General features: G+C 69.2%; 14 protein-coding genes and 1 pseudogene. 5 read left to right on the top strand and 10 right to left on the bottom strand.

Going from position 1 to position 20,434, the window contains the following annotated elements:
* Positions 1-70: 70 nt before the first annotated feature.
* On the bottom strand, positions 71-4,120 hold the full coding sequence (locus tag ACWCSV_RS08740; protein WP_451140205.1) for a LamG-like jellyroll fold domain-containing protein: 4,050 nt from the start codon (positions 4,118-4,120) through the stop codon (positions 71-73).
* 608 nt (positions 4,121-4,728) lie between these two features.
* On the opposite strand from ACWCSV_RS08740, the gene ACWCSV_RS08735 reads away from it, so the two are divergent.
* Both ACWCSV_RS08735 and ACWCSV_RS08730 read left to right on the top strand, forming a co-directional pair.
* Entirely contained in the window at positions 4,729-4,923 is a 195-nt protein-coding gene (locus ACWCSV_RS08735; RefSeq protein ID WP_451140221.1) for a hypothetical protein, read from the top strand.
* A gap of 1,113 nt (positions 4,924-6,036) precedes the next feature.
* The gene (locus ACWCSV_RS08730; RefSeq protein ID WP_451139916.1) at positions 6,037-6,828 is read left to right on the top strand and encodes an IS5 family transposase; all 792 of its coding nucleotides are present in this window, start codon (positions 6,037-6,039) and stop codon (positions 6,826-6,828) included.
* Here the strand turns inward: ACWCSV_RS08730 and ACWCSV_RS08725 are convergent.
* The 3 genes and pseudogenes from ACWCSV_RS08725 to ACWCSV_RS08715 all read right to left on the bottom strand — a co-directional run.
* A pseudogene (locus ACWCSV_RS08725) lies at positions 6,785-7,018 on the bottom strand (hypothetical protein); the annotation flags it as partial. The gene ACWCSV_RS08730 and the pseudogene ACWCSV_RS08725 sit on opposite strands and share 44 nt — an antisense overlap.
* Positions 7,019-7,023: 5 nt before the next feature.
* A complete protein-coding gene (locus ACWCSV_RS08720; protein ID WP_451139914.1) occupies positions 7,024-8,352 on the bottom strand; it encodes a class I SAM-dependent RNA methyltransferase in 1,329 nt (442 codons plus the stop codon).
* A gap of 225 nt (positions 8,353-8,577) precedes the next feature.
* Complete coding sequence (locus tag ACWCSV_RS08715; protein ID WP_451139912.1) at positions 8,578-10,626, bottom strand: APC family permease; 2,049 nt, start codon at positions 10,624-10,626, stop codon at positions 8,578-8,580.
* Positions 10,627-11,117: 491 nt separating this feature from the next.
* On the opposite strand from ACWCSV_RS08715, the gene ACWCSV_RS08710 reads away from it, so the two are divergent.
* A complete protein-coding gene (locus ACWCSV_RS08710; RefSeq protein WP_390958115.1) occupies positions 11,118-11,786 on the top strand; it encodes a potassium channel family protein in 669 nt (222 codons plus the stop codon).
* A complete protein-coding gene (locus tag ACWCSV_RS08705; RefSeq protein ID WP_450779847.1) occupies positions 11,786-12,466 on the top strand; it encodes a potassium channel family protein in 681 nt (226 codons plus the stop codon). The genes ACWCSV_RS08710 and ACWCSV_RS08705 overlap by 1 nt, the downstream gene beginning before the upstream one ends.
* A 132-nt stretch (positions 12,467-12,598) precedes the next feature.
* Here ACWCSV_RS08705 and ACWCSV_RS08700 read toward each other — a convergent pair whose 3' ends face one another.
* Positions 12,599-13,696, bottom strand: a complete 1,098-nt coding sequence (locus ACWCSV_RS08700; protein ID WP_451139910.1) for a LacI family DNA-binding transcriptional regulator — start codon at positions 13,694-13,696, stop codon at positions 12,599-12,601.
* A gap of 108 nt (positions 13,697-13,804) precedes the next feature.
* On the opposite strand from ACWCSV_RS08700, the gene ACWCSV_RS08695 reads away from it, so the two are divergent.
* The gene (locus ACWCSV_RS08695; protein WP_451139908.1) at positions 13,805-14,656 is read left to right on the top strand and encodes a phytanoyl-CoA dioxygenase family protein; all 852 of its coding nucleotides are present in this window, start codon (positions 13,805-13,807) and stop codon (positions 14,654-14,656) included.
* Positions 14,657-14,730: 74 nt separating this feature from the next.
* Here the strand turns inward: ACWCSV_RS08695 and ACWCSV_RS08690 are convergent, their stop codons facing one another.
* The 5 genes from ACWCSV_RS08690 to ACWCSV_RS08670 form a co-directional block, all read right to left on the bottom strand.
* Positions 14,731-15,522 carry a DUF3159 domain-containing protein gene (locus ACWCSV_RS08690; protein ID WP_451139906.1) on the bottom strand — a complete coding sequence of 264 codons (792 nt, stop codon included), beginning with the start codon at positions 15,520-15,522 and terminating at the stop codon, positions 14,731-14,733.
* A 3-nt stretch (positions 15,523-15,525) separates the two neighbouring features.
* The gene (locus ACWCSV_RS08685) at positions 15,526-15,876 is read right to left on the bottom strand and encodes an OB-fold nucleic acid binding domain-containing protein (RefSeq protein ID WP_328723620.1); all 351 of its coding nucleotides are present in this window, start codon (positions 15,874-15,876) and stop codon (positions 15,526-15,528) included.
* Positions 15,877-16,074: 198 nt separating this feature from the next.
* Complete coding sequence (locus ACWCSV_RS08680) at positions 16,075-16,767, bottom strand: response regulator (RefSeq protein WP_266709955.1); 693 nt, start codon at positions 16,765-16,767, stop codon at positions 16,075-16,077.
* A 100-nt stretch (positions 16,768-16,867) separates the two neighbouring features.
* Positions 16,868-19,411 (bottom strand): ATP-binding protein, encoded by a 2,544-nt coding sequence (locus tag ACWCSV_RS08675; protein WP_451139904.1) that lies wholly within the window; start codon positions 19,409-19,411, stop codon positions 16,868-16,870.
* Between the two features lie 266 nt (positions 19,412-19,677).
* The gene (locus tag ACWCSV_RS08670) at positions 19,678-20,346 is read right to left on the bottom strand and encodes a potassium-transporting ATPase subunit C (RefSeq protein WP_451139902.1); all 669 of its coding nucleotides are present in this window, start codon (positions 20,344-20,346) and stop codon (positions 19,678-19,680) included.
* Positions 20,347-20,434 lie beyond the last annotated feature (88 nt).

Raw genomic sequence — 20,434 nt, 5'->3', positions numbered from 1 at the left:
GTGGGTGTGTATCAGGCAGTAGCTGGTTGGTGACCGGGCGGTGCCCGGTCACCAACCGCATTCTGTTCGGCTAGTTGCCGCTGGGGACTTCGGTGGGGATGTCGAACCACGAACCGGCCAGTCGGCTGACCTGGATGTCGTTCAGCGCGCCCTGGAAAGCCCACACGTCGTCGATCGCCCCGGCGAAGTACTCGCCCGTGGAGTCCTCTTGTGCTCCGCCCACCCGAAGCGACTTGGTCGCCTTGAAGGTGAGGACGTTGTCCGCCCACGCGATGAGTTCCTGGCAGGTTGCGCCATCGGCATCTCCGCAGGCGACCTCCTGGAGGACGCCGTTGACGTAGAGGCGGGCCTCCTTGGCGAAACCGTCGTAGACAACCGTGAGGTGGTTCCAGTCCCGGACGTCGTAGAACTCGGTGTTGCTCACCCGCTTCGCCTCAGCTGCCGCGCTGTCGCTCACGGGGAGGCTCAGTTCGAACCTGCCCATACCGGCTGGATCGGCGGGGTCGGGTTCGAAGCGCACGTCGAACGCGCTCCGCGTGGCGCCCGGTGCGCTGACCACGGACATGCTGTGATCAGGCACAGCTGCGCCTTGCGCCCAGGCCGTCACGGTGAAGCTGGTACTCGTATCGACAGGAACCGAAGGCGTGGCCGCGTAGGAGTTGATCCCGTCGAGTTGCAGTCCGGAGAAGTCGATGGTCCCCGTGCCCAGTTTCGCGGCACCGTAGAGATTCATGGGCCGCTTCTCGTCGGTGAGGTCAGGGCTGACAGGAGGGGTGGACGTACTGGCCTCCTCGAAATTCCACCGGCCCTTGAGTACCGGACTCTGCCGGAACAACTGCTGTACTTCTTCGGCGGAGACCGGCCGGTCGTACATCCGGACGTCATCGATCTGCCCCGGGAAGAACGACCCGGGCTGGCCGTCGTACGAACCCGCGCCAATCTGCACCGGACCGCTCGCGTACCAGGTCGCGACGGCGGCGGCACGGCCGGCTTCGACCCCGTTGACGTACAGGATCAGCTGGTCGGCCACGGTGTCGAGGACGCCCACGAGGTGGACCCAGTCGCCGCCTTGAGCGGTTACGCCGTTGGCCTGCATGGCTCGGACCGCCGTGCTGTCGGACGCGTCGGAGACGAACTGGTTGAAGATCCACCGGTCGGATGCGCTTGAGTAGTACAGCTCGAACGCCGGTCTGTGAGCGGCTGTCTGAGTGGCGATGATTCCTGCGTGCGTGGGTTTGGTCTTCGGCAGCTTCGCCCACGCGGAGACCGAGAAGCTCCGCTGGTTGTTGACGTGCGGCGCCCCCGCCACGGCGTAGTCGTCCACACCGTCGAGGGTCAGAGCCTTGCCGTCCACGCCCGCTTGGCCGGTGGCGGCCCCTCCCTTGAGGACAGCGGGAAAGACGTCAGCGTGTCCGGTGATCGTGGTGGCTCCGGCCGGCTCGTCCATCGGGAACACGGCGCGCGCCGGGCGTCCGCCGCCGATGGGGGTCTTGTTGTACAGGCGGGTCACCTCGGTCTCGGAGATCGGCTTGTCGAAGATGCGCACATCATCGATGGTGCCGGGGAAGAACGATCCCGGCTGGCCGCTGTAGGAGCCTGCCCCGATCTGGAGTCCGCGCCGGGCGTCCCAGGGAGTGCTGTACGCGGTGGTTCCGACAAGCACTCCCTGGACGTAGAGCTTCAGCTCCTTCGCGGACGAGCTGTAGGTTCCGACCAGATGCGTCCATTGCCCCGCGGTGACACCGCCGGGCGTGCTGGCCATCGCACGCACGGCCCCGGCCGTCGCCGTGTCGGCGGTGAATTGATTGAAGACCCACCGGTCGTACGCCTTGGAGTAGTACAGCTCAAAGCTCGGGCTGTAGTTGCCGGGCTGTGCGGCGATGATCGCTGCACCTTCCGGCATCTTCGACAGGCGCGCCCAGGCCGACACGGAGAACCCGGTCTCGGTAGCAACCGCGGGGATGTCTGTCGCGGCGTAGTCGTCCACGCCGTCGAAGGAGACCGCTGTTCCTATGACGCCGGGTACACCGGGAGTCGCTCCGCCGCGCAGGGTGGCTACTTGCTCCCCAGAAGTCCCCTGCGCTTCGGCTGAGCCTGCGGGGTCGTCCATACGCCACGCGGCCTTCTCGGGCTGACCTGCCTTCACCTTGTACTGGTACGTACGCACCTCGCTGCCGTTACCGGCCGCATCGAATGCCTGGACACTGAATGAGTTCAGCCCCGGCGTCGAGGGAAGGACATTCACCGTCTTGGCCGCACCCGCCGTCGTGGTGACCGTGTTCCGTGAAGTGGGGTCACCGTTGATGCCGTACCAGTACTTCACCACATCCCCGTCGGCGGCCTTGACATCGAAAGCGCCGTACTTCCCCACCCCGTCGTACCAGGGGTCTTCCGGATCGGCCGGGTCGGAAGCCGGATAGTCGGTGGAAGTGACGGACGGAGCCTTGGGTACTGAGGTGTCGTAGGTGAAGTAGCACGCTGTGGGATCGCCCGCCAGGGACCAGGGCGAGTACTGGGCGCCGTCATAGGAGCGCACGAACCAGGAGATCGTCTTGTTCGCGGGCACAGAGCTCGGCAGAGTGATGACGAAACTGGACCCGGATGGCTTGGCAGCTGTCCTCGCGGGGATCCACCGGGCGACCGCCCCCTTGCCGTCACCTGTGTCCCACGCCACCTGGAACTCCACCGACACGTTGTCACCGTCGGGGTCGGTCACATTGTTCGCGTAGATCTTGCCAAGTGTTCGGACCTTTCCGGCGTTCTCCGGCCGTTTGCACGTGCCGCCGTACTCCATCGTCAGCTGGGACATCTTGATCTGCACCGGCGGCCGGTTGTACTTCACACGGAGGTAGGCCTTGTCCGAGAATCGCTTCCAGCCGTATGCATCTTCTTCGCTGGCAGCCTTCATCCCGAATGTCATCGAGGACGACTTACTGTTGGCTGCCTCCTGCACTGCGGACTTCACGTCGAACTCGGCATCCTTCGCCGCACAACCGTCGTATCCGTACGCGAAGGAAGACGACTTCAGCTGCTCGATCCAAAAGCCCGCGGCATTCTGCGAATTCCATGTCGTCGACGACGAGATGCCCTTCGTCTTCCACAACTCGACACTGCGGGCAGAACACGATGCCGACCAGGTGTTCCGGACGACGAACTCAGCCGAGAGAATCGACTTGCCGGCGAACTTCGACGTCGGGATCTGATAGAAAATCCGCTTCGTATCGTTCGGCGAGCAGTACGACCAGTTGCAGAAACCCAAGCCGGACGTCGACTCCCCGTTGAACTTCCACTGCGGAGACGACGCCCAGTACTTCGATGCCATCGTCCACGACGAAGCCCTCGGCGAGTACCACTGCGGATCGATGAAAACCGGGTACGCCGTGTCAGCGCCTCGCAGAAGATCAGCGTCCGGCGTCAGCACCAGTTCGGCACCCCCGGCGGCCAGATCCACCCCCACCGGAGCGAGAGTGCCCGATTCGCCCGCAGCGGGTTCGTCACCACCCGGAGCGTCGGCGTCGGCGTCCGCGACGCGGGCGGCACTCCTGGATGCGATGTCAGCTCCTGCGGGCTTCTCCGTCGTCGCACCGGTGCTCGAGTCCCACATCATGGGTTTCGGTGCTTCGAAGACCGCTCCCCGCGCACCTTCGTCAACAGCCTCAAGGCCACCACTGCTGGTCTCGTTGACGTTCATGCCGTCAGCGGCGAGCTTCATGCGCAGCTGAGACAGCGCATCGTTCTCGGCAGCGGCCTGGGACTTGACCACCAAGAGCTGGGTGAACCCGTCTTCCTGCGCCTGCATCCGCAGATCCACGCCAGGAAGAACCTCGCGATAGGTCGCAGTCGCCCCCTCGAGTTCCGGAGCAGGCAGAGCACCGGGCCACGACAAAGCGAGTTCACGGCCGGACTTCTCCATCCGGACCAGGGGCGCGTCACCGCCGCCCGAGAACTCGAGGCCGACCGTGGACGCCTTCGGAGCGACAGTCCCATCAGGTCCATGCGCCAGGTCGGTGTCCACCGGAACCCAGGAACCGTCGACGCGAGCACGGACCGGACGCAGGTACTCCCGCGCCTCCAAGTTGCCGTCGCTCGTGGCGAAGACGTCGCTGCTTTCGCCTCGCATCGACAGAACCTCGACCGACTTGCCGGTTTGTTTCGCCGCTGCCAGCGCGGCCTCCACGCCGGTCTCACCGGCTGCGGCATCCGCAGTTCCCTCTGCAGCGGCCGGGGCCGAAGCAGAGGACGCGACCGCAGACGTCGGCAAGGCCGCCGCGGTGAAGCCCACCAGCAACGCAACCGTCGACACATGCAGACACGTACGAGCACGTCTCAACACAAATCCCACCCCGCCCTGTGAACATGAAGATCCTCTGAGAAAAGAGGACCCGCAGCGGACTGTATGTAGAGGCCAGGTGAATATCTAGATGGATCATGCTGACGGGTCATGCCAAACCGGACGCACAGTCTGTGAACTGAGTCACGATCAACGAGCTGGCAGGCCGACTTCGGAGGGAAGCCAGCGATATCCGCCGGCACCGGGGGCGGGGAGCGCCGTTGCTCAACCCTGAACTGGCGGACACCCTGGTGGAGCCCGGGCCGGTGGTGAAAGACAACGTGGACGCGGCCCGCGAAGCTGCCGGCCGGTGGCGGTCCCCGCCCGTCGGCACTGCCTTCGCCTCGCCTTGAGCGTGCCGACGTTCCCCTGCTGGCCAGCTCCTCGCAGTAGACCACGTGCGGCCACCAGCGCTCGGTGCCCCGACCCGCGGGACCGGACAGGGCCAGGCTGTCAAAGCCGGCGAGACGGTGGCGATCAAGTCGCTGGGCCCGACCGGCAAGGACCAGGCCCGCTGGACCATGCGCTGGAAGATAGCCCTGAACGCCTTCGACATCACCTTCCACGGCCGGCTCCCCGCAGCACGCCAGTGACCCCACACAACACCGGTTGCAGCGCTCGTTCGACAGACTCGCCATTTGATGGCCGTCCATGACACCGGCGAGCGGCAGCCGGGACCAGCAGCCGGCCTCCGTCGGCTCCTGAGGCTCTGGGTCCGCAGACCGACCAGCGCGCCTTACGACCTCGCAGACGGCTGGGTGAGGCCGCGTTGAGCATGCGGTCGCCATTGGGGTCGCCGCACCGTGTCCTGCAGCAGCAGCGCCTTCGTGTGGCGGGTTGCATGTTGGTCGGTCAAGAGACCAGCGACAGCTCGGATGACGTCGGGCGGATTCTCGCCTACCGAGACCGCACGGTCATCGTCACCGCTAACCGTGCACGAGTCCACAAGGGCCAATAGGGCTCTACCCCAGCTGCCGCCGGTCGTAGCCAGTTTCGACCTTGGCGCCACGCAAATGAGTGAACAACGCGCCTAGATCGCCACCCTTGCCCTCTACCTTGACAAGCCCATCTGCACCTCGCGAGTGGAGCCGGAGTGGTGAAGTACACGGTGTCTGCACCACAGATCGCCTTGCTGCGGGAGATCGCGGCGTCCTCCGATGCGGTGCCCATTCCGCCCTCCCGTACGCAGACTGCCTGGGCGCTGGAGCAGCGAGGGCTGATCAAGAGGAGGTGGCGTGGCGGCGGTCATGTCGCTGTGGTGACTGCGGATGGCTGTTATTACGTCAGGCATGGAGAGCATCCCGGGGAGGTCCGGGCGGTGAAGGAGCGGTCGGCGGGTGATCGCGCTCAGGCTGCGCTCGCCCCGGGTGGCGGGGCTGAGTTGATTACCCGTCTGCGGGCAGCGTCAGGGGCGATTACGGTCCCTGATCCTGCGCCTCAGCAGCTGTTGTCGTTCCGATCTTGAGGGGTGGGCGTCGAACGGGAGTCTCGTTCGGGTGATCGCGACTGGCTGTGGGCATGAAGGCAGGGCCTCTTGGTAGCTCGGGGTTGCGAAGCCAACCGAGATCCAGGAGACCCTGTTGCCGCAGTTGTACGTGCTCGCGCCGGTGGAGTTCAACTCGGCTGCTCTGTCGTGTGATTGTGTCGCTCACCGGTTCGGGAATGCGGACGACCATCCGGAGCGTGTTCGGCGGTATCCCTCGGACATGACGGAGGCGGAGTGGTCTGTGGTCCGGCCGCTGCTGCCGGTGCCGGGCTGGATGCGAGGTCGGGGCGGGCAGCCGGAGGCGTACTGCCACCGGGCGATATTGGACGCGATCCGCCATCTCGTGGACAACGGGATCAAGTGGCGGGCGATGCCGGCCGACTTCCCGCCGTGGGACCGTGTCTATGCGTTCTTCCGCGGTTGGCGCGACCACGTGATGGTCAGGGAGTTCCACGACCGGCTGCGCGGCCGGGTCCGCGAGGAGGCGGGGCGGGATGCGGAGCCGACGGCCGGCGTGATCGACTCGCAGTCCGTCAAGGCGGACGCGGTCGTCGGCGCGGACAGCCGCGGCTTCGACGGCGGCAAGCTGATCAACGGCCGCAAGCGGCACGTGGTGGTCGACACCCTCGGCCTGCTGCTGGGCGTGATGGTCACCGCGGCGGATATTGGTGACCGCGCTGCCGCGAAGGTGCTGCTTGGGCGGGTGATCGACGCTCACCACCGGCTGGAACTCGTCTGGGCCGACGGCGGATACACCGGCAGCCTCGTCGAGTACTGCTTGGCCGCGCTCGCGCTGGTCCTGGCAATCGTCAAGCGGAGCGACGACATGCGCGGATTCGTGGTGCTGCCCAGGCGGTGGATCGTCGAGCGTCTCTTCGCGCACCTGATGCGAAGCCGCCCCCTGGTGCGCGACTTCGAACGATCCACCAGCAGCGCCGAGGCGATGATCTACTGGTCGATGACCATGGTCATGACCCGCCGCCTGGCCCGCTCAAGCTCCGCGCGAGGGTGAACCGGCCCGGTGCCGGCTCGGCCAGCCAACCCCGCGACACCAGGCGTTTCGCCTTCGACCGCAGCCCCTCCACCTGGGCCGGCACCACATCCATGCCGAACGCGGCGGCCAACTCCTGACATGTCAACGGCCCTTGACCGAGACGGATCCGATCCTCCCACGATGCACATAGCGCACACCACCCAAACCCGCAGGTCAGACGCCCTTTGCGATGGGTTCGAGGATCGCCACGCACTCCACATGGTGCGTCATCGGGAACAGGTCGAACGCCCGCAGCGTCCGCACCTTGTACCCGCCCTCCCGAAAGTACGCGATGTCCCGCGCCAGGGCGGCCGGGTCGCACGCGACGTACGCGATCTTGCGGGCGCCCAGCCCCGAGAGGTGCTTGACGACCTGCTTGCCGGCGCCGGCGCGGGGCGGGTCGAGGACGATGAGGTCGCACTCGGTGATGCCGGTGCGGGGCAGGATCTGGTCGACCTTGCCGTGCTCGATGCGGACCCGGTCGAGGTCCTTCAGGTTGTGGCGGGCGTCCTCGACGGCGCGCTTGCCGGACTCGATGCCGAGGACCGCGCCCTTCTCGCCGATGCGCTGGCCGATGGCACCGGCGAAGAGGCCTACGCCGCAGTACAGGTCGAGGGCCGTGTCGTTCTTGCGGGGCAGCAGGCCCTGCATGACGGCGCGGACCAGGGTGTTGGCGGCCTGCGGGTGGACCTGCCAGAAGCCGCCGGAGCCGACGCGGTAGGTGCGGTCGTCGGCGACCTCGCGGACGAAGGCGCGCCCGTGGACGCGGTGCACGCCGCCGTCGTGCTCCTCGACGCGCAGGACGGAGACGGGCTTGTCGAGCTCGACCAGGGGGAGCCGGCCGCCGGGCTTCGGGGTGAGGACGACCTGGCGGTCGTGGGAGCCGGTGGCGGAGATCGCCTCGACGCCGGCCAGCGTGGGCCAGCCGCGCTTCTCGATGCCCAGCTCGGTGACGCCGGGGGCGGCGATCATGCAGTGGTCGATCGGCTGGACGTCGTGGGAGCGGTGCTTGCGCAGACCCGCGTTGCCCTCGGCGTCGATGGCGTACTGGACGCGGGTGCGCCAGGCGGGCACCTCGCCGGCGGGGAGCTTGTCGCCCTCGGCGGGCATGACGGTGCCGTCCCAGCCGGCCTCTTCCGGGGTGAGGCCCGCGAGGCGCTGGAGCTGCTCGGCGATCACCTCACCCTTGAGCCGGCGCTGGGCTCCCGGCTTGGCGTGCTGCCAGTCGCAGCCGCCGCACATGCCGGGACCGGCGTACGGGCACGGCGCCGGCACGCGGTCCTTCGACGGCTCGATGACGGTGACGGCGTCGGCGCGCAGGAAGCGGGAGTCGGTGTCGCCGTCCGTGACGCGGGCGATGATCTTCTCGCCGGGGAGCGTGTGGCGTACGAAGAGCACCCGGCCCCCGTCGGTACGGGCGATGCAGTGGCCTCCGTGCGCGACGGGGCCGACCTCGACCTCGTACTCCTCCCCGACCAGCGACAACGTGGATTCGTTCGGCATGAGGGGGAGCTCCAGAGATCGGGGGACGAACAGAGGTACGAAAGTCGCGCAGAGGTACGGCAGTCGCGGGCGGTACTCCGCGGCGGAAGCCGGGCGACGATCCGGCCCCTACGCACGCGGCCGGACAACAGCCCACCAGTCTACGTGGGAGTCGTCCGGCCGTTCACCACACCACGGAGGGCCCGGCGGAGAGAGGAGCGGTCGGCGCACCGCCCCCTCCCCCGCTCAGGGCTTCTTCGCCTGCTCCTTGGGCCGCCGCTCGACCGGTCCGCGCCGGACCGAGCCCGGGGCGGACCACTCGGCGCGCCTGCGGGCGCGCTTCTTCGCGACCTCGGAGGACTCCAGCTGGTACGGCACCGAGGTGACCATGACGCCGGGGGTGAAGAGCAGGCGCCCCTTGAGCCGGAGCGCGCTCTGGTTGTGCAGCAGGTGCTCGTACCAGTGCCCGACGACGTACTCGGGGATGTAGACGCTCACCACGTCGCGCGGGCTCTCCCGGCGCAGTCCCTTGACGTACTCGATGACCGGGCGGGTCACCTCACGGTACGGGGAGTCGAGGATCTTGAGCGGGACGTTGATGCCGCGCCGTTCCCAGTCCTCGCGCAGCGCCTTCGTCTCCTGCGGGTCGACGCTGATGGAGAGCGCCTCCAGGTGGTCCGTGCGGATCAGCTTGGCGTAGGCGAGGGCGCGCAGGGTGGGGCGGTGGAGCTTGGAGACCAGAACGATCGCGTGGACGCGGGACGGCCGGACGGTCTCGTCGGACGGGGTCTCGTCGGCGGCGATCTCGCGGGCGACGCGGTCGTAGTGCTTGCGGATCGCGGTCATCGTTCCGTAGAAGATCACCATGCCGAGCAGGGCGACCCAGGCACCGTGGGTGAACTTGGTGGCGAGGACGACGACCAGCACCAGGCCGGTGAAGAAGGCGCCGAAGGTGTTGATGGCCCGCGAGCGGATCATGTGGCGGCGGGTGTTCGGGTCCTTCTCGGTGCGCAGGTGGCGGTTCCAGTGCCGGACCATGCCCGTCTGGCTGAGGGTGAAGGAGACGAAGACGCCGACGATGTAGAGCTGGATCAGGCGGGTGGAGTCCGCGCCGTAGATCCAGACCAGCAGGATGGCCGCGCCGGCCAGCAGCACGATGCCGTTGGAGAAGGCGAGCCGGTCGCCTCGGGTGTGCAGCTGGCGCGGCAGGTAGCGGTCCTGGGCGAGGATCGAGCCGAGCAGCGGGAAGCCGTTGTAGGCGGTGTTCGCCGCGAGGAAGAGCACCAGGGCGGTGGCCGCGGCGAGGACGACGAAGAGGAAGGAGCCGTCGCCGAAGACGGCTGCGGCGACCTGGGAGATCACCGGGTCCTGGACGAAGCCGGAGCCGACCGAGGTGCCGTTGTGGAACAGGTCCTTCGCCGGGTTCTCGGCCATCTTGACGTCGGTGACCATGGCCAGCGCGATGATGCCGCAGAACATGGTGACGGCCAGCAGGCCCATCATCAGCAGGGTGGTCGCGGCGTTCTTGCTCTTCGGCTTGCGGAAGGCGGGTACGCCGTTGCTGATCGCCTCGACACCGGTGAGCGCGGCACATCCGGAGGAGAAGGCACGCAGCAGCAGGAAGACCAGCGCGAAACCGGCCAGCCCCCCGTGTTCCGGCTTGATCGTGAAGTCGGAGGTCGGCGCGTGCATGGAGTCGCCGAGGACCAGCCCGCGGAAGGCGCCCCAGACGATCATGATGAAGACGCCGACGACGAAGAGGTAGGTCGGAATGGCGAAGAGCTTCCCCGATTCCTTCACTCCGCGCAGGTTCATCAGCGTCAGCAGCACGATCGCGGCGATCGCGCAGAGCGTCTTGTGCTCGACCACGAAGGGGATCGCGGAGCCGAGGTTCTCGACGCCGGAGGAGATCGACACGGCGACGGTGAGGACGTAGTCGACGAGCAGCGCACTGGCGACGGTGAGGCCGGCCTTGGGGCCGAGGTTGGTGGTGGCGACCTCGTAGTCGCCGCCGCCGCTCGGGTAGGCGTGGACGTTCTGCCGGTACGAGGCGACGACCGTGAACATCAGGACCACGACGGCGACCGCGATCCACGGGCTGAAGTGGTACGCCGACACGCCCGCGATGGAGAGCACCAGGAGGACTTCTCCCGGGGCGTACGCCACCGAGGACAGCGGGTCGGATGCGAAGACGGGGAGGGCGATGCGCTTGGGGAGGAGCGTTTCTCCCAGCTTGTCGCTGCGCAGGGCCCGTCCGATCAAGATCCGCTTGGGCACGTCGGTCAGTTTGGACACGCAGAGGATCGTAAGCGTTGCCCGGGGGCCCGGTGTCCCCCGCTACCGCGTGGCACCCCAATCTCCTGCGTACAGCGGAAAAGTTCGCAAAATCCTTAACGAAATCCTTGCGCTTTCTCCAGCGGATGTGACGCAGTGCGTCCACTCCACCGCTTTCCGTCACTCGTTCGTGCCCGTTCCGCCCGTCCCCACCGGGCTTTTCGCCGTCGCACCGCGCTCCGGGCCCGCTCAGTCCGCCTTCCTCTCCTCTCTTTACTCCGCCTTTGCCGCCGCTTTCGCTCGTCTTGCACCGGTGCGCGCTCCGCCTTTGCCGAGGCGCTCGGCCGAACGCACACTCGGGTGAAGCGGGCACGGGGATGCCGCTTAAGCTCATCCCCGGGCAACGACGGACGTGGTTGCCCCGTTTCTTTGCCCGGTAAGCCGAGAGAGAGTTGTGAGCACAGTGTTTTCGCAGGTCAGCCGGACGACCAAGACTGCGAGGTAGGCACAGGGTGCATATCGTCATCATGGGCTGCGGGCGAGTGGGAGCCGCTCTCGCGCAGACCCTGGAACAGCAGGGGCACACGGTCGCAGTGATCGATCAGGACCCCACGGCGTTCCGACGCCTCGGTTCCGGGTTCGGTGGCCGCCGTGTCACCGGAGTCGGCTTCGACCAGGACACCCTCCGCGAGGCGGGTATCGAGGAAGCCGGTGCCTTCGCCGCCGTCAGCAGCGGCGACAACTCGAACATCATCGCCGCCCGGGTGGCCCGCGAGATGTTCAGCATCGAGAACGTCGCCGCCCGCATCTACGACCCCCGCCGCGCGGAGGTCTACCAGCGTCTCGGCATCCCCACCGTGGCCACGGTCCGCTGGACGGCGGACCAGATGCTGCGGCGGCTGCTGCCGTCCGGCGCCGAGCCGCTGTGGCGCGACCCGAGCGGCGGTGTGCAGCTCGCGGAGGTGCACACCTCGGCGGCGTGGATCGGTCACAAGATCAGCACGCTCCAGGAGGAGACGGGGGTGCGCGTGGCTTTCCTCACCCGCCTGGGCGAAGCGGTCCTGCCCTCGTCCCAGACGGTGCTGCAGGAGGGTGACCTGGTCCACGTGATGATGCGTACGGACGAGGTCGCGAAGGTCGAGGCGGCCTTCGCCGAGGGCCCCGAGGAAGGCGGTCACTGATGCGCGTGGCGATTGCCGGCGCCGGCGCGGTGGGCCGTTCCATCGCGGCCGAGCTGCTGGAGAACGGGCACGAGGTACTGCTCGTCGACAAGGCCCCCACCGCCATCTCGGTGGAGCGGGTCCCCATGGCCGAGTGGCTCCTCGCGGACGCCTGCGAGATCACCTCGCTGGACGAGGCGGCGCTCCAGCGCTGCAACGTCGTGATCGCGGCGACCGGTGACGACAAGGTCAACCTGGTCGTCTCGCTGCTCGCGAAGACCGAGTACGGGGTGCCGAGGGTCGTGGCCCGCGTCAACAACCCCAAGAACGAGTGGCTCTTCAACGAGTCGTGGGGCGTCGATGTCGCGGTCTCCACGCCGCGTCTGATGTCGGCGCTGGTGGAAGAGGCGGTGAGCGTCGGCGACCTGGTCCGGCTGCTGCGCTTCAGCCACGGCGACGCCAACCTGGTCGAGCTGACCCTGCCCCCGGAGTCGGCCGTGGCCGGTACGCAGGTGGGCGCGGTGGAGTGGCCCGAGGACACCTCCCTGGTCACCATCATCCGGGGTACGCGGGTGCTGACCCCGAGCCCCGAGGAGACGCTGGAGGCCGGTGACGAGCTGCTGTTCGTGGCCGCGCAGGCCCGTGAGGAGCAGCTCGAAGACCTGCTGTCGGTACGCCGGGGAGTGCCGGCCGAGGACTGAGCCGAGGATCGGACGGCGGAGGCCCGAAGCGCCGCCGGAGGGCCGGGACCGAGTGGTACGCACTCGGTCCCGGCCCTCTTCCGTGCGCGTCCCGGCCCGCGCAGGCAGGGCTTCCCGCGCGCACCGGCGCCCTCAGCGTGCGTGCGCCCCGGGGCCGCCGGTGCTGCCGCGGACGACGAGCCGGTGCGGGATCGTCAGGTCGGAGGCGGGCAGCTCGTTGCGCGGGCTGTAGATGCGGTCGGCGAGGCACTGCAGGGCCCGCGCGGCGATCTGGCGCTTGTCCGGCGAGACGGTGGTGAGGCCCGGGTGGCTGAACCGGCCGTCCTCGATGTCGTCGAACCCGACGATCGCCAGGTCCTCGGGTACCCGTACGCCCCGCGCGTGTGCCGTGTGCAGGGCCCCCAGGGCCAGTTCGTCGCTGAACGCGAACACCGCGTCGGGAACCTCGCCGCCGGAGCCCGAGCCGGAGCCCGAGCCGGAGCCCGGGCCGGAGCCCGAGCCGGTACCGCCGCCGCCACCCCCGTCGAGCAGCTCCGCCATGGCCCGGGCCCCGTCGCTCCGGTGCAGCGCGGTCACCGGGCGCTCCCACGCGGGGCGGGGCTCGATCCCGGCCCGCCGCAGCGCCCGGCGGTATCCCGCCGCCCGCTGCTGAGCCGTGCCGTTCTCCAGGTGCGGCTGGAGGCCGATGGCAGCGACGCGGCGGTGGCCGCGCTCCAGCAGGTGGGTGGTGGCCTCGTCCGCGGCGGCGACGTTGTCGACCGCGACCCGGTCGGCCGGCCCGCCGGGGCTCCGCTCGCCGAGCAGCACGACCGGCAGTGCGCGGGCGGTGGCCGTGAGGTCCCGGGCTTCCAGCGCCCAGGGGCTGATGACGAGTCCGTCCATCACCCGGCCCCCGTCCCCGGTCAGCAGACGCCGCTCCGCGTCGGCGTCGCCCAGGGTCTGGTCGATGATCACGGTCCAGGACCGTCGCTGGGCTTCGTCCACCAGCAGGCCGGCGAGTTCGGCGAAGTAGGGCGAGTGCAGCTCCGGGATGGCGAGGCCGATGATGCCCGTACGGCCGGCCCGCAGGCTGCGCGCCGCGAGGTTGGGCCGGTACCCCAGCTCGTCGATCGCCCGCTGCACCCGCAGGCGGGTCTGCTCCGCGACCGGCGCGGAGCCGTTGACCACGTTCGACACCGTGCGCGGGGAGACCCCGGCACGAAGGGCCACGTCCTTCAGGCTGCTGCTCACCCCGCCATCGTGGCACACCTCCACCCCTGTTGCCACGTTGCAATCAACGATGTAAAACTGCCGGACAGTCCACCGGAGCGCACCCCGTACGACCGCCAGGAGGCACCCATGACCCGGCACGCCCACCCCCGCACCACGACGGCCGGCCTCGACGTCGACGTGTCACCGGACGTGGAGGCCCTGTACACGGACGGCATCACCGCGCGGAAGGGGGCGTTCACCCCGGAGTGGACCGACCGGCTGCGCGAGGACATCGAGACGGCCTTCGAGGAGGCGCTGGGGCGGCCCGGCGGCGCGGTCGGACGCGGCCCGCACCGCTACTACGTGGAGATCCACCCCGAGCAGCTGCGCGGCTTCGTCGACCTCGTCGAGCACCCGTGGGTGCGCTCCGTCTGCGAGGCCGTGCTCGGCCCCGACTACCGGATCGTCGAGCTGGGCTTCGACGTACCGCTCGCGGGAGCGGTCGACCAGCCGTGGCACCGGGACTTCCCCATGCCCGAGGAGACCCGCGCCGAGCGGCGGCTGACCTCCCTCGCCTTCAATGTGACGGCCGTCGACACCGAGGAGGACATGGGCCCCTTCGAGATAGCCCCGGGCACCCAGTGGGACGACGACCCGGAGTTCGGCCACGGCATGTTCCCGCCCCGGCCCCACTACCCGCGCTACGAGGAACGAGCCGTCCGCAAGTACCCGCGGCGCGGCGACATCTCGGCCCGCAGCGCGCTGACCGTCCACCGCGGCACCACGAACCACTCGGCGAAACCGCGCCCCGTGCTGGTCCTCGGCGTCGACGGCCCGGAGGCCGCCAACGGCGAGCGGCACGACACCGCCGCGACCCGGCCGTACTGGGAGAGCCTGCCCGAGCGGGTCCGGCGTCACCTCGACTGCGCGGTCGTCGACGTGCTGGTGCCCGTGACCCAGAAGCACACCATCGAGGGCCTGGTCATGGGCGACGCCTGAGGGCCTCCGGAACGCCGGAGGTGGCGGACACAGGACGTGTCCGCCACCTCCGGGGAGAGTGAGTGCTGCCGCTCTCAGACGTCGGAGTTCCGCGCCGCCGCCGTCTCCGCGGCGCGGGCCTTCGCCTCCGCCTCGCGCTCCGCCTCGCGGTCCTTCTCCGCCTGCTCGGCGGCCTCCATCTCGGCGAAGACGTCGATCGGGGCCGGCGCCTTGGCCAGGAAGACCCAGGTCAGGTACACCGCGAGCAGGAACGGCGGGATCTTCAGTCCGATCAGCACCCAGCCGAGCTGCGTGGTGTCGGCCCACCAGTAGAGCGGGAAGAGGATCGCGCACTTGGCGAGCAGGATCAGGCCCCAGGCGTAGCTGGCCTTGGCGTAGGCGCGCTTGCGGCCGGGGTTCCTGGTCCGCCAGGAGAGGTTCTCCTTGAAGACCGGGCCGAGGATCAGCCCGATCAGCGGGACCCCCGCGAGGGTGGTGATCAGGTAGGCCAGCGCCAGGCCGAGCGTGTAGAGCATGCCCGGGAGGTAGAAGTCCTTGGCGTTGCCCGTGATCATCGCGAAGACCACGCCGAAGGCCACGCCGAAGACACCGCTGAAGGCGTGCTTGACGGTGTCCTTGCGGACCAGCCGTACGACGACCAGCAGCAGCGAGACCGCCAGCGCGGCGATGGCCGAGACGTGCAGGTTCTTGTTGACGGTGAAGATGGTGACGAAGAGCAGTCCGGGCAGGACGGTCTCCACCATTCCCCGGACCCCTCCGAACGCCTCGAAGAGTGCGGCCTCGGTGACCGCCTTGTTCGTCGCGTCCTGCTGATCCGTGTCCGGGGTACGGTCCCCGTCGTGCGTCGGCTTGTCGTCAGACGTCACCGGCTACTCCTTGCCCAGCGGTCGCAATTCGTATGTGGGGTTGAACAGCACCCGGCGCCCGTGGCTCATGGCGACGCGGCCTGAGACGATGAGCCGGCGGCCGGGCTCGATGCCGACGATGGAACGACGGCCGAGCCAGACCACGTCCAGCGGCGCGGTGCCGTCGAAGAGCTCCGCCTCCAGGGCGGGCACTCCGGCACGGGGTCGCAGGGTGACGGTCCGCAACGTACCAGCCACCTTGACGATCTGGCGGTCCGAGCATTCGGAGATACGGGTGCACCCCGAGGCGTGCGCGTCCTCCTGGAGCTCCTCGGACTCCAGGTCCTCCTGGGAGCTGGAGAGGCGGTCGAGCATGCGGCGGAAGCGTCCGGTGGACCGCTCCGTCTTCCCGGCCCTGTCGAATCGAGGAACAGCACTCATACCCGAAGAGTACCGGTCCCGCGACCTACTCGCGGGCTCCGGAAAACTCACTCGAACGAGTGGATGACCTTAGGTGTACGACCGCGTACGACGGGCTCAGCCGCGTGGGGTGCGCGACCCCGCGGGACGGGCTCAGCCGCGCTCGAAGCGGTACCCCATGCCCGGCTCCGTGACGAAGTGCCGGGGGTGCGAGGGGTCCGCCTCCAGCTTGCGCCGGAGTTGGGCCATGTAGACCCGCAGATAGTTGGTCTCGGTGCCGTAGGAGGGGCCCCAGACCTCCTGGAGGAGCTGTTTCTGGCTGACGAGGCGGCCGCTGTTGCGGACCAGGACCTCCAGCAGGTGCCACTCGGTGGGGGTGAGGCGGACGTCACGGCCGTCGCGGTGGACCTTCTTGGCCGCCAGGTCGACGGTGAAGCCCTCGGTCTCCACGATCACCACGTCGTCGGCGCCGTCCTGGCCGACCGGCTCGGCCCGGCGGACCGAGGCCCGCAGCCGGGCCAGCAGTTCGTCCATGCCGAAGGGCTTGGTCACGTAGTCGTCGGCGCCCGCGTCCAGCGCCTCCACCTTCTCGTCCGAGGTGTGCCGGGCGGAGAGCACCAGAATCGGCACCCGGGTCCAGCCCCGCAGCCCCCTGATGACCTCGACGCCGTCCATGTCGGGCAGGCCGAGGTCCAGCACCACCACGTCGGGGTGGCGGGCGGCGGCGAGCTGGAGGGCGGTGGCCCCGTCGGGCGCGGCGTCGACCTCGTACTTCCGCGCCTTCAGGTTGATCACGAGGGCGCGTACGATCTGCGGCTCGTCGTCGACCACAAGCACCCGGGTCATCGCGGTCCTGCCTTTCTGCTGCTGTAGGGAGAAGAGAGTCTGCTGCACGCGTGTGTCGGGGGCGTGACGGCCCCCTCTGCCGTCCCGCCCACCTCAGGTGTCACGAGGTGACCTGCGGGGACAGGTCCGGGCTGGCGGGTACGTGGCCGGCCGCCGTCTTGAGGGTGAGCACCATGGTCATGCCGCCGCCGGGGGTGTCCTCGGCGTCGAGGGTGCCGCCCATCGACTCGGCGAACCCCCGGGCGACCGCGAGGCCGAGGCCGACGCCGGCGCCGCGCGGGGCGTCGCCGTACCGCTGGAAGGGCTCGAAGATCCGCAGCTTGCCCTCGTCGGGGACGCCTGGGCCCCGGTCGGAGACCCGGAGCTCGACGCGGTCGCCCAGCGTGCTGGCGGCCACGGTGACGGGTGTGCCGTCCGGACTGTACTTGACGGCGTTCTCGACGATGTTGGCCACGGCGCGTTCCAGCAGGCCCGGGTCGACGGCGACCATCGGCAGGGTCTCCGGGATGTCGAGCTCGACGCTCCCCTCGGGTACGCCTCCGAGCGCCATGGGGACCACCTCGTCGAGGTCGATCTCACGGATCAGCGGGGTGACGGTCCCGGTCTGGAGGCGCGACATGTCGAGCAGGTTGCCGACCAGGTGGTCCAGGCGGTCGGCGCCGTTCTCTATGCCTTCGAGGAGTTCGGCCTCGTCGTCCTCGGACCAGGCGACGTCGTCGGAGCGCAGGGAGCTGACGGCGGCCTTGATGGCGGCGAGCGGAGTGCGCAGGTCGTGGCTGACGGCCGCGAGGAGGGCGGTCCTGATGCGGTTGCCCTCGGCGAGCCTGCGGGCCTTCTCGGCCTCGCCGACCAGGCGCTGGCGGTCGAGCACGACGGCCGCCTGGGCGGCGAACGCGCCGAGCACCCGGCGGTCCTCGGCGGGCAGGACGCGGCCGGAGAGGGCGAGCGCCATGTGGTCGCCGACCGGCATGTCCACGTCGGCGTCGTCGGGCCGGGTCACCGGACTGGGCCCGACCGAGCCGGCGCAGGTCCACGGTTCGACGTCGTTCTGCCGTTCCAGCAGGGCGACGGACTCCATGGCGAAGGTCTCGCGGACCCGTTCCAGCAGGGCGTCCAGGGTGGTCTCGCCGCGCAGCACGCTGCCGGCCAGGAAGGAGAGGATCTCCGACTCGGCGCGCAGCCGTGCGGCCTGGTGGGTACGTCTCGCCGCCAGGTCCACCACGGAGGCGACCGACACCGCCACCGCGAAGAAGATCACGATGGCGACGATGTTCTCCGGGTCCTGCACGGTGAGGGTGTGGGTCGGTGGGGTGAACCAGTAGTTCAGCAGCAGGGATCCGGCGGCGGCCGAGGCGAGCGCGGGGAGCAGGCCGCCGAGCAGGGCGGCGGCCACGGTCAGGAAGAGGAAGAGCAGGACGTCGTTGGCGAGCCCCGGTCCGTCCTCCATGCTGCGCAGCAGTACGGAGAGGAGGGCGGGGCCGCCGACGCCGACGAGCCAGCCCCAGATGATCCGGGCGCGGCCGAGCCGGGCGCCCCGGGCGATGGGCAGCCCTCTGCCCTTGGCCACCTCGTCGTGGGTGACGATGTGGACGTCGAGGTCGGTCCCGGACTCGCGGGCGACGGTGGCGCCGACGCCGGGGCCGTAGATGTACTGCCAGGTCTTGCGGCGGCTGGAGCCGAGGACGATCTGGGTGGCGTTGACCCCGCGCGCGAAGGCGAGGAGGGCGGCGGGGATGTCGTCGCCGATGACGTGGTGGAAGGTACCGCCGAGGTCCTCGACCAGGGTCCGCTGGACGGTGAGTTCCTTGGGCGAGGCGGAGGTGAGGCCGTCGCTGCGGGCGATGTAGACGGCGAGGATCTCGCTGCCGGAGCCCTTGGCGGCCATCCGGGAGGCGCGGCGTATGAGGGTGCGGCCCTCGGGTCCGCCGGTGAGTCCGACGACGATGCGTTCGCGGGCCTGCCAGGTGGAGCTGATGTTGTGCTCGCCCCGGTACTGCTGGAGGTACTCGTCCACCCGGTCGGCGACCCAGAGCAGGGCCAGCTCGCGCAGGGCGGTGAGGTTGCCGGGGCGGAAGTAGTTGGAGAGGGCCGCGTCGAGCTTGTCGGGTTTGTAGATGTTGCCGTGGGCCATGCGGCGGCGCAGCGCCTGGGGCGACATGTCGACCAGTTCGATCTGGTCGGCGCGGCGGACGACCTCGTCGGGGACGGTCTCGCGCTGCCGGACGCCGGTTATCGACTCGACCACGTCGCCGAGCGACTCCAGGTGCTGGATGTTGACGGTCGAGACGACGTCGATGCCGGCCTGGAGGAGTTCCTCGACGTCCTGCCACCGCTTGGCGTTGCGGGCGCCGGGGACGTTGGTGTGGGCGAGTTCGTCCACGAGGGCGACCTGGGGGGCCCGTTCCAGTACGGCGTCCACGTCCATCTCGGTGAAGACCGCCGAGCGGTACTCGATCTCGCGGCGCCGGATCTGTTCGAGGCCGTGCAGCATCACCTCGGTACGGGGCCGGTCGTGGTGCTCGACGAAGGCGACGACGCAGTCGGTCCCCCGTTCGATGCGCCGGTGGGCCTCCGAGAGCATGGCGTAGGTCTTGCCGACGCCGGGTGCCGCCCCCAGGTAGATACGAAGCTTGCCGCGTGCCATGGCCCCATTGTCTTCTCTTGCGCGGGCTGCGGCCCGTGCGGCAGCCGTTGACGACGCTACTCCCGGAGATCCGGGCATTTCGGATGGTGGTTCAGCGGGGTGCGCGTATTGACGCAACCCTGATGCGTCGCACCGCGTGTCCCGGCCCCGATTCCGCGCCGGGACGGCGCGACGCCGCGTGTCCCGCCCGTCCCGGGGAGGAGGGACGGGCGGGACACGCGGCGGCTCCGGGGCTCCGCCGGGCCCCGGAGCAGAGGCCGGCGGCGTCAGCCGGCGTTGACCAGTTCCTTGAGCGCGATGTTCAGCTGGAGGACGTTGACGCGGGGTTCCCCGATGAAGCCGAGGATGCGTCCGCTGGTGTTGTCGTCGACGAGCTCGGTCACCTGGTCGACGCCGAGGTGGTTCCTCTCGGCGACGCGGCGGATCTGGAGCTGTGCGTACTCCGGGGAGATGTCCGGGTCGAGGCCGGAGCCGGACGAGGTGACGGCGTCGGCCGGCACGTCGCCGGGGCTCACCGGGTGGCCGGCGACCGAGTTGTCCTTGACCACCGCGGCCTTGGCGGCGGTGACCCAGTCGATCAGGTCCGCGTTGTCGCCGGAGCGGTTGGTCGCGCCGGAGAGGATGATCTTGTACTGGGTGTTGACGCTGTTGCTGCCGAGGCCGTTGGAGGGGCGGGGCTGGAACCACTTGAGGTCCGGGTCCGCCGTCTCCTGGCCGTCCTTGAGGGGCAGGTCGTAGCGCTGGCCGATCAGCTCGGAGCCGACCACCTTGCCGTCGCTGCTGACCTCGGAGCCGTTGGCCTTGTGGGAGAAGAGCGCCTGGGCGACACCGGTGACCGCGAGCGGGTAGATGACGCCGCAGACCAGGGTGAGGACGAGCAGGGCCCTCAGACCGGCCAGCAGCAGCCGGGTCGTGTTTCCTACGGAGGTGTTCATGCCGATCAGCCGATTCCGGGGATGAGGGAGATGATCAGGTCGATGATCTTGATGCCGATGAACGGGGCGATGAGGCCGCCGAGGCCGT

The organism is Streptomyces sp. NPDC001770 (genome assembly GCF_053596135.1).
This window is presented reverse-complemented; position numbering and strand designations above follow the sequence as displayed.

What these genes read in the sequence shown, in the direction of transcription:
- ACWCSV_RS08740 (WP_451140205.1), bottom strand. Translation starts at nt 4,120, where the DNA reads ATGCGAGGCGAAAGCAGCGACGTCTTCGCCACGAGCGACGGCAACTTG.
- ACWCSV_RS08730 (WP_451139916.1), top strand. Translation starts at nt 6,037, where the DNA reads ATGACGGAGGCGGAGTGGTCTGTGGTCCGGCCGCTGCTGCCGGTGCCG.
- ACWCSV_RS08720 (WP_451139914.1), bottom strand. Translation starts at nt 8,352, where the DNA reads ATGCCGAACGAATCCACGTTGTCGCTGGTCGGGGAGGAGTACGAGGTC.
- ACWCSV_RS08705 (WP_450779847.1), top strand. Translation starts at nt 11,786, where the DNA reads ATGCGCGTGGCGATTGCCGGCGCCGGCGCGGTGGGCCGTTCCATCGCG.
- ACWCSV_RS08695 (WP_451139908.1), top strand. Translation starts at nt 13,805, where the DNA reads ATGACCCGGCACGCCCACCCCCGCACCACGACGGCCGGCCTCGACGTC.
- ACWCSV_RS08685 (WP_328723620.1), bottom strand. Translation starts at nt 15,876, where the DNA reads ATGCTCGACCGCCTCTCCAGCTCCCAGGAGGACCTGGAGTCCGAGGAG.
- ACWCSV_RS08680 (WP_266709955.1), bottom strand. Translation starts at nt 16,767, where the DNA reads ATGACCCGGGTGCTTGTGGTCGACGACGAGCCGCAGATCGTACGCGCC.
- ACWCSV_RS08675 (WP_451139904.1), bottom strand. Translation starts at nt 19,411, where the DNA reads ATGGCACGCGGCAAGCTTCGTATCTACCTGGGGGCGGCACCCGGCGTC.
- ACWCSV_RS08670 (WP_451139902.1), bottom strand. Translation starts at nt 20,346, where the DNA reads ATGAACACCTCCGTAGGAAACACGACCCGGCTGCTGCTGGCCGGTCTG.